The 252-nt window shown below is 65.9% G+C and carries 1 pseudogene; it reads left to right on the top strand.

From position 1 onward, the window contains the following. A pseudogene (locus tag NZK81_RS21560) lies at positions 1 to 195 on the top strand (2-dehydro-3-deoxyglucarate aldolase); the annotation flags it as partial. Positions 196 to 252 lie beyond the last annotated feature (57 nt).

Raw genomic sequence — 252 nt, 5'->3', positions numbered from 1 at the left:
GAAGCACTGGCGCGGATCGTCTCAACCGGCAAACCGGCCGGGATCCTTTCGCGCGACGAACGCCTCGTCCAGCAGTTCCTCGATGGCGGTGCCCGCTTCATCGCCAACGGGATCGACAGCTTCACGATGGCCAAGGGCGCGGGCGACGGACTCCGGGTCTGGCGTGAGCGTATCGCGGCACAGGGCGGCAACTGAGGCTATGGCAAAACCGGCTTGGCAGACGCCTCGTTCCAGTGACCCGGTCAAACCGCT

It is taken from the genome of Novosphingobium mangrovisedimenti (assembly GCF_025153475.1).
GTDB classification, from domain to species: Bacteria; Pseudomonadota; Alphaproteobacteria; order Sphingomonadales; family Sphingomonadaceae; genus Novosphingobium; species Novosphingobium mangrovi_A.
Note: the sequence above shows the minus strand (reverse complement) of the source record. Positions and strands in the feature narration are given on the sequence as shown.